6 protein-coding genes are annotated in these 9,016 nt (G+C 69.9%); 1 reads left to right on the top strand and 5 read right to left on the bottom strand.

Going from position 1 to position 9,016, the window contains the following annotated elements; genetic code table 11:
- From GT042_RS29875 to GT042_RS29885, 3 genes are all read right to left on the bottom strand, one after another.
- Window positions 1-194: cold-shock protein (locus tag GT042_RS29875; RefSeq protein ID WP_161311817.1), on the bottom strand; the 194-nt coding region annotated here is incomplete at its 3' end.
- Between the two features lie 275 nt (window positions 195-469).
- Window positions 470-697: a hypothetical protein gene (locus GT042_RS38400; RefSeq protein WP_202534150.1), complete on the bottom strand. Its 228-nt coding sequence runs from the start codon at window positions 695-697 to the stop codon at window positions 470-472.
- 40 nt (window positions 698-737) lie between these two features.
- Window positions 738-1,460 (bottom strand): VWA domain-containing protein, encoded by a 723-nt coding sequence (locus GT042_RS29885; RefSeq protein WP_161311818.1) that lies wholly within the window; start codon window positions 1,458-1,460, stop codon window positions 738-740.
- Window positions 1,461-1,630: 170 nt separating this feature from the next.
- On the opposite strand from GT042_RS29885, the gene GT042_RS29890 reads away from it, so the two are divergent.
- Complete coding sequence (locus GT042_RS29890) at window positions 1,631-2,542, top strand: rhomboid family intramembrane serine protease (RefSeq protein ID WP_161311819.1); 912 nt, start codon at window positions 1,631-1,633, stop codon at window positions 2,540-2,542.
- A gap of 171 nt (window positions 2,543-2,713) precedes the next feature.
- Here GT042_RS29890 and GT042_RS29895 read toward each other — a convergent pair whose 3' ends face one another.
- Complete coding sequence (locus tag GT042_RS29895) at window positions 2,714-4,174, bottom strand: glutamate synthase subunit beta (RefSeq protein WP_161311820.1); 1,461 nt, start codon at window positions 4,172-4,174, stop codon at window positions 2,714-2,716.
- Window positions 4,167-8,726: a glutamate synthase large subunit gene (gene gltB, locus GT042_RS29900; protein WP_161311821.1), complete on the bottom strand. Its 4,560-nt coding sequence runs from the start codon at window positions 8,724-8,726 to the stop codon at window positions 4,167-4,169. The genes GT042_RS29895 and gltB overlap by 8 nt, the downstream gene beginning before the upstream one ends.
- Between the last annotated feature and the right edge of the window lie 290 nt (window positions 8,727-9,016).

Genomic DNA, 9,016 nt, shown 5'->3' on the forward strand with positions numbered 1-9,016 from the left:
ACGATGTTCTCCGCCTGCGGGCCCTTCTGGCCCTGCGTGACGTCGAACGAGACCTTCTGGCCCTCCTGGAGCTCACGGAACCCCTGGGTGGCGATGTTCGAGTAGTGGGCGAAGACGTCGGCGCCGCCGCCGTCCTGCTCGATGAAGCCGAAGCCCTTTTCGCTGTTGAACCACTTCACGGTGCCAGTTGCCATGTCATTCTCCTAAAACAGGTGCAGAGCCGGAAATCCGCACTTTACGGATTCCTCGTCGCCGCATTGAGCCCCATCCGGAGAAGCCGGCAAAAACAATAATGCGCCTGAGCGAGTTTCCGTCAGGCGCACATAAAGTTCATGGGTACCAAAACTGCAACGCTTGTAAGCCTAGCACGGTCGCTCGGCGCACAGCGAGGCCGACACGCGCAAACCGAACGGCCGGGTTTCCCGGAGCGGCCGGACCAGCGGCGCAGCACCCCCTCACCCCTCCCCCCTCACCACACCCGCAGCACCACCACAGCGGCCCGCCCCTCGGTCCTGAGCGACACGGGCCCGGCCCCCTGCCCGAGCACCACGGCGCCGTACACCCCCAGGTCGAGATCGCCGAGATCACCGAGCGCGGCGACCTCCGCAAGACTGACCCGCCACTCGAACCCCCCGCCCCCGGCCCCCTCGGGAAAAAGGCCACGACCTCCCGGGTGACCCCACCCCCGTTCCTCCACGGCACAACCGTCCGCCCGGCGGCGCGCAACACGCGTGGCGTCATGCCACGATCCCCAACTCCCGGGCCCGGCGCAGCCAGCTGGGGAACTCGCCGAGCAGGCGGTCGTACAGGGTGGAGTCCGCGACCCGGCGGGGATTCCTGCCCGCGGGGAAGAACCCGGCGTTGTCGACCCGCCGTTTCGCCGGGACGGCGAGCTCGTCGAGCTTGCGCAGGAAGTCGAACTGCTTGCCGCGCGGATCGCCGAAGCCGATGAACTGCCAGAAGATCGGCAGCCCGGCCGCCTTGCAGAGGTATCGCTCGGCGGCGAGCCTGCTGGTCGGCCCCCCGTCCGTCTGGAAGACCACGAGCGCCGGGGCGGTGGCGCCGCCGGCCAGATGGTGGTCGATCACCGCGTCCATGGCCAGGTGGTAGTTGGTGCGGCCCATGTGCCCCAGCGTCCCGACGATCTCGTCCACCCGGCCGACGTGGTTCGCGAGCGAGATCTCGGCCTCGGCGTCGATGTCCGTGGAGAAGACGACGATCGGGACGGTGCCGTCGTCGTCCAGGTGTGCGGAGAGGCCGAGGACCCGTTCGGCGAGGGCCTGGACGCTGCCGTCCTTGTAGTAGTCCCGCATGGAGCCGGAGTGGTCGAGGACCAGGTAGACGGCGGCCCGCTGGTCGCCCAGGCCGTGTTTGTCCAGTGAGACCGCGGCGCTCTTGTAGAGACTGACCAGCGCGGGCGCGGTCTCCTCCACCTTGCGGAGACTGATGGCGGAACCCATGGAACTCCCCCTGTCTCAATGGGCGGTGACGTGCGTGCGCCGAGGGTACGCCCCGTGCGGGCCGGGGGCGCCGGGCGCGGGGTGGTCGGTGTCGGTGGGGTTCGCTACCTTGATCGGCGCCGCCCCACCGGCCGAGACGTTCCCGCCCGCCCCGCCCGAAGGAGACGGCCATGGAGGCCGCTGTGACCACGTGCTACCGCCATCCCAAGTACGAGTGCTACGTGCGCTGTACGCGGTGCGACCGGTACATATGCCCCGACTGCATGCGGGAGGCGGCGGTCGGCCACCACTGTGTGGAGTGCGTGCGGGAAGGGCAGCGGTCGGTCAGGCAGGCGCGGACCGTGTTCGGGGGGCGGGTGTCCGGGGTCTCCGCGCCGGTGGTGACGGTCACGCTGATCGTGCTCAACGTCCTCGTCTACCTCGGGGAGTTGGCGCGGCCCGATCTGGTCGACCGGTTCGGCATGCTGGGCGCGGCGAGCGTGGGTCCGGACGGGGCGTGGTACCTGTACGGGCCCGAGTTCCCCGAGTTGAGAACCGTGGGGGTGGTCGACGGCGAGTGGTACCGGCTCGTCACCGGCGCCTTCCTGCACAAGTCCCCTGCCGACGGCACCTTCTGGATCATGCACATCGTCTTCAACATGTACTCGCTCTGGATACTGGGCCGCTTCGCGGAGGAACAGCTGGGCCGGGCCCGGTATCTGACGGTGTATCTGCTGTCGGCGGTGGGCGGTTCCGTGCTGGTGTACCTGATCTCACCGCAGGACATGGCAGTGGGCGCGTCGGGCGCGCTGTTCGGCCTCGCGGCGGCCTTCTACGTCACCCACCGCAGGCTGGGTCACGACATGGCCCCCGTGAACCGCCTCATGGCCGGGTTCCTGATCTGGATGGTGATCTCCGCCGGATTCACCTCGTGGGAAGGCCACTTGGGCGGCCTCCTGACGGGCGGCGCGGTGACGCTCGCTCTCGCGTACAGCCCGGCGAAGCACCGGACCGCGCTCCAGGTGGCGGCCGGCGCGAGCACGCTGGCGGTGCTGCTCGTCCTGGTGGTGCTCAAGACGTCCGCGTTGACCGGCGGCGTGTGACCACCGGAAAGAAACCACATGCCACGGCGCCTGCCAGCGGTCCGGTCGGGGACTGGGGGCAGGCGCCGCGCCTTGCGGAGGGCCCGGGGATCGCTCCTCGGGCCGACACCGCCCGTACGCCGTTGTACGGGACGTCTTGGGGGGGTGCCGACAGCTGAACGCTCTGAGCGCTCAGACCGTCAGCGCGCGGTCCGTCGGGCGGATCGGGGACGGCAGGTCGCTGGCGCCCGTCAGGTGACGGTCCACCCCACGCGCCGCCGAGCGCCCCTCGGCGATCGCCCAGACGATCAGGGACTGGCCGCGGCCCGCGTCCCCGGCAACGTACACGCCGGGAACGTTCGTCGCGAAGTCCTCGTCGCGGGCGATGTTGCCGCGCTCGTCCAGCTCCAGGCCGAACTGCTCGACCAGGCCGTTGGACCGGTCCGTACCGGTGAAGCCCATCGCGAGCGTGACCAGCTGCGCCGGGATCGACCGCTCGGTGCCCGGCTTCTGCTCCAGTTTGCCGTTCACGAACTCCACCTCGGCCAGGTGCAGGGACTGGACGTTGCCGTCCTTGTCGCCCTCGAAGTGCGTGGTGGAGACGGCGTAGACGCGCTCGCCGCCCTCCTCGTGCGCGGAGGTCACCTTGTAGAGCATCGGGAACGTCGGCCACGGCTGGTGCGCCGCGCGGTCGTCGCCGGGCCTCGGCATGATCTCCAGCTGGGTGACGGACGCCGCGCCCTGCCGGTGGGCCGTACCGACGCAGTCCGCGCCGGTGTCGCCGCCGCCGATGACCACGACGTGCTTGCCCGCGGCGGTGATGGGGGCGACCGTGAGGTCCCCCTCCTGCACCTTGTTGGCCAGCGGCAGATACTCCATCGCGAAGTGGATGCCCTTGAGCTCGCGGCCCGGGACGGGCAGGTCGCGCGAGACGGTCGCCCCGGCGGCGATGACGACGGAGTCGTACCGCTTGCGCAGTTTCACCGCGTCGATGTCGCGGCCGATCTCCACCTCGGTGCGGAACTTGGTGCCCTCCGCCCGCATCTGCTCGATGCGCCGGTTGATGTGCGACTTCTCCATCTTGAACTCGGGGATGCCGTACCGCAGCAGCCCGCCGATGCGGTCCGCCCGCTCGTACACGACGACGGTGTGCCCGGCCCGCGTGAGCTGCTGCGCGGCGGCGAGTCCCGCCGGGCCCGAGCCGATGACGGCGACGGTCTTGCCGGAGAGCCGCTCGGGCGGCTGCGGGGTGACGTCACCGCTGTCCCAGGCCTTGTCGATGATGGAGACTTCGACGTTCTTGATCGTGACGGCCGGCTGGTTGATCGCCAGCACACACGCGGACTCGCAGGGCGCCGGGCACAGCCGCCCGGTGAACTCCGGGAAGTTGTTGGTGGCGTGCAGCCGCTCGCTGGCCGCCGTCCAGTCCTCGCGGTAGGCGTAGTCGTTCCACTCGGGGATCAGGTTCCCCAGCGGACAGCCCTGGTGGCAGAACGGGATGCCGCAGTCCATGCAGCGGCCGGCCTGCTTGCTGATGATGGGGAGCAGCGAGCCCGGGACGTAGACCTCGTTCCAGTCCTTGACACGCTCCTCGACGGGCCGGGTCCTGGCGACCTCGCGTCCCGTGGTGAGAAAGCCCTTAGGGTCAGCCATTGGTCGCCGCCTCCATCATCTTCTCGGTGGTCTCGGTCTCCGAGAGACCGGCCAGCTCGGCGGCGTCCTTGGCGGCGAGCACTGCCTTGTACGTGGTCGGGATGATCTTGCTGAAGCGGGCCGCCGAGGCGTCCCAGTCGGCCAGCAGCTTGTCGGCGACGGTGGAGCCCGTCTCCTCCTGGTGGCGGCGCACGACGTCGTGCAGCCACCGCTTGTCGGCGTCGTCGAGCGGCTCGACGGCTTCCAGGTTCCCGGCGTTGACGTTGTCCGGGTCGAGGTCGATGACGTACGCGACCCCGCCGGACATGCCGGCCGCGAAGTTGCGCCCCGTCTCGCCGATGACGACGGCACGGCCGCCCGTCATGTACTCGCAGCCGTGGTCGCCCACGCCCTCCGAGACGACGGTGGCACCGGAGTTGCGGACGCAGAAGCGTTCGCCGGTACGGCCCCGCAGGTACAGCTCGCCGCCGGTGGCGCCGTAGGCGATGGTGTTGCCCGCGATGGTGGAGAACTCCGCGAGGTGGTCGGCGCCCCGGTCGGGCCGTACGACGACCCGGCCGCCGGACAGGCCCTTGCCGACGTAGTCGTTCGCGTCGCCCTCCAGGCGCAGGGTGACCCCGCTGGGCAGGAACGCGCCGAAGGACTGGCCCGCCGACCCGGTGAAGGTGATGTCGATCGTGTCGTCGGGCAGGCCCGCGCCGCCGAACTTCTTGGTCACCTCGTGGCCCAGCATCGTACCGACGGTGCGGTTGATGTTGCGGATGGCGACCTGCGCGCGGACCGGCTGCGCGGCCTCGGCGCTCTCGGCGCTCAGCGCGTCGGCGGCGAGCTTGATCAGCTCGTTGTCGAGGGCCTTGGCGAGGCCGTGGTCCTGGATGGTGACCTGGTGGCGTACGGCTCCCTCGGGCAGCGCCGGTACGTGGAACAGCGGCGCCAGGTCGAGGCCCTGCGCCTTCCAGTGGTCGACGGCCCGGTCGGTGTCGAGGAACTCGGCATGTCCCACGGCCTCTTCGAGGGTACGGAAGCCCAGCTCGGCGAGGATCTCGCGGACCTCCTCCGCGATGAACTCGAAGAAGTTGACGATGTACTCGGCCTTGCCGGAGAACCGCTCGCGCAGGACGGGATTCTGGGTGGCGATGCCGACGGGACAGGTGTCGAGGTGGCAGACGCGCATCATGACGCAGCCGGAGACGACGAGCGGCGCGGTCGCGAAACCGAACTCCTCGGCGCCGAGCAGCGCGGCGACGACCACGTCCCGGCCGGTCTTGAGCTGGCCGTCGGTCTGCACGACGATGCGGTCGCGCAGCCCGTTGAGCAGCAGCGTCTGCTGGGTCTCGGCGAGGCCCAGCTCCCAGGGGCCGCCCGCGTGCTTGAGCGACGTGAGCGGCGAGGCGCCCGTACCGCCGTCGTGTCCTGAGATCAGGACGACGTCGGCGTGTGCCTTGGAGACCCCGGCGGCGACCGTGCCGACGCCGACCTCGGAGACCAGCTTCACATGGATGCGGGCCCGCGGGTTGGCGTTCTTGAGGTCGTGGATGAGCTGCGCGAGGTCTTCGATGGAGTAGATGTCGTGGTGCGGCGGCGGGGAGATCAGGCCGACGCCGGGGGTGGAGTGCCGGGTCTTGGCGACCCACGGGTAGACCTTGTGGCCGGGCAACTGGCCGCCCTCGCCGGGCTTGGCGCCCTGCGCCATCTTGATCTGGATGTCGTCGGCGTTGACCAGGTACTCGCTGGTGACGCCGAAACGCCCGGAGGCCACCTGCTTGATGGAGGAGCGGCGCGCCGGGTCGTACAGCCGCTCCGCGTCCTCGCCGCCCTCGCCGGTGTTGGACTTGCCGCCGAGCTGGTTCATCGCGACGGCCATGGTCTCGTGCGCCTCTTGCGAGATGGAGCCGTACGACATAGCGCCGGTGGAGAAGCGCCGGACGATCGCGGAGGCGGGCTCGACCTCGTCCAGGGGGACGGGGGTACGGCCGGACGCGATGGTGAACAGGCCGCGCAGGGTCATCAGGCGCTCGGACTGCTCGTTCACGCGGTCCGTGTACTTCTTGAAGATGTCGTACCGGCGCGAGCGCGTGGCGTGCTGGAGGCGGAAGACCGTCTCGGGGTCGAAGAGGTGCGGTTCGCCCTCGCGGCGCCACTGGTACTCGCCGCCGATCTCCAGCTTGCGGTGGCTGGCGGAGATCCCGGAGGCGGGGTAGCCCTTGGCGTGCCGGGCGGCGACCTCCTGGGCGACGATGTCGAGCCCGGCGCCGCCGATCTTGGTGGCGGTGCCGTTGAAGTACTTCTCCACGAAGTCCTGGTCCAGGCCGACGGCCTCGAAGACCTGGGCGCCCCGGTAGGAGGCGACGGTGGAGATGCCCATCTTGGACATGACCTTGAGGACGCCCTTGCCGAGCGCGTAGATCAGGTTACGGATCGCCTGCTCGGGCTCCAGCCCCTCGATGAACGTCCCCGCGCGGACCAGGTCCTCGACGGACTCCATCGCGAGGTACGGGTTGACGGCGGCGGCGCCGTACCCGATGAGGAGCGCGACGTGGTGGACCTCGCGGACGTCGCCGGCCTCGACCAGCAGGCCGACCTGCGTGCGCTGCTTGGTACGGATGAGGTGGTGGTGCACGGCGGCGGTGAGGAGCAGCGAGGGGATCGGGGCCTGCTCGGCGTCGGAGTGCCGGTCGGAGAGCACGATGATCCGGGCGCCGCTCTCCAGGGCCGCGTCGGTCTCGGCGCGGATCTCCTCGATGCGGGCGGCCAGCGCCTCGCCGCCGCCGCTGACGCGGTAGAGGCCGGAGAGGGTGGCGGCCTTCATGCCGGGCATGTCGCCGTCGGCGTTTATGTGCACGAGCTTGGCCAGCTCGTCGTTGTCGATCACCGGGAAGGGGAGGGTGACGCTGCGGCAGGACGCGGCGGTCGGCTCCAGCAGGTTGCCCTGCGGGCCCAGGGAGGAGCGCAGCGAGGTGACGAGCTCCTCGCGGATGGCGTCCAGCGGCGGGTTGGTGACCTGCGCGAAGAGCTGGGTGAAGTAGTCGAAGAGCAGCCGGGGCCGGGCGGAGAGCGCGGCGATCGGCGAGTCCGTACCCATGGAGCCGATCGGCTCGGTGCCGCTGCGGGCCATGGGCGCGAGGAGGACGCGCAGCTCTTCCTCGGTGTAGCCGAAGGTCTGCTGGCGGCGGGTGACCGAGGCGTGGGTGTGCACGATGTGCTCGCGCTCGGGGAGGTCGGAGAGCTCGATCTCGCCGGTCTCCAGCCATTCCTTGTACGGCTTCTCGGCGGCGAGGGTCGCCTTGATCTCGTCGTCCTCGATGATGCGGTGCTCGGCGGTGTCGACGAGGAACATCCGGCCGGGCTGGAGGCGGCCCTTGCGGACGACCTTCGCGGGGTCGATGTCGAGGACGCCGACCTCGGAGGAAAGGACGACGAGGCCGTCGTCGGTCACCCAGTAGCGGCCGGGGCGCAGTCCGTTGCGGTCGAGGACCGCGCCGACCTGGGTGCCGTCGGTGAAGGTGACGCAGGCGGGACCGTCCCAGGGCTCCATCATCGTGGCGTGGAACTGGTAGAACGCGCGGCGGTCCGGGTCCATGGAGTCGTGGTTCTCCCACGCCTCGGGGACCATCATCAGCACGGAGTGCGGCAGCGACCGGCCGCCGAGGTGGATGAGTTCGAGGACCTCGTCGAAGGACGCGGAGTCGGAGGCGTCCGGCGTACAGAGGGGGAAGATCCGCTCCAGCTTGTCGGCGCCGAAGAGGTCGGAGCCGAGCTGGGACTCGCGGGCCTTCATCCAGTTGCGGTTGCCCTTGACCGTGTTGATCTCGCCGTTGTGCGCGACAAAGCGGTACGGGTGGGCGAGCGGCCAGCTCGGGAAGGTGTTGGTGGAGAAGCGGGAGTGGACCAGGGCGATCGCGGTGGCGAACCGGCGGTCGGACAGGTCGGGGAAGAACGGCTCCAGCTGGCCGGTGGTGAGCATTCCCTTGTAGACGATCGTGCGGGCGGAGAGCGACGGGAAGTACACCCCGCCGACCCGCTCGGCGCGCTTGCGCAGGAGGAACGCCTTGCGGTCGAGGGCGATGCCCGTGCTCGTACCGTCGGCGACGAAGAGCTGGCGGAAGGCCGGCATCGTCGCGCGGGCGGTGGCACCGAGCAGCCCGGGGGCGACGGGGACGTCACGCCAGCCCAGGACGTTCAGGCCCTCCTCGGCGGCGAGCGTCTCGAGCCGTGAGACGGCGTCGGTCGCGTCGTCGGCGGGCAGGAAGGCGATGCCGACGGCGTACGCGCCGGGCTCGGGCAGCTCGAAGTCGGTGACCTCGCGCAGGAAGGCGTCGGGGACCTGGAGCAGGATGCCGGCGCCGTCACCGGAATCGGGCTCGGAGCCGGTGGCACCGCGGTGTTCGAGATTGCGCAGTACGGTCAGCGCCTGCTCCACCAGTGCGTGGCTGGCTACACCGGTAAGGGTGGCCACGAACCCGACACCACAGGCGTCGTGTTCGTTACGGGGGTCGTACATCCCTTGCGGGGCGGGGCGACCGTCCATGGGCGACCAGGCGTCGGAACGCATTGGCACTCCCGTCGTCGTCGTGGCATATGCGATAACCGAGGGACGACGCTGGCCCTCCAAGAAATTTCGTGCAGGTTACATGATGGGCGGCTTCTCAGGAAGCGGATAGCGCATTCCAACATGTGGACACCGCGCGTAGCGGCGGATGTGGGGCACGGACGGACACATCGTCGCCCGCCGGGCGGCTGCGGAGCAGGCATCGTTGCCCGCGGCGCCCAGAGGTCATGCCCGGTCATTAAGGACTCGAAACCGCGGGGTAACGACTGTGCGTGGGGCGCTCAGGACAGTGT

The organism is Streptomyces sp. SID3212, from assembly GCF_009865405.1.
In the GTDB taxonomy this organism is placed as follows: Bacteria; Actinomycetota; Actinomycetes; order Streptomycetales; family Streptomycetaceae; genus Streptomyces.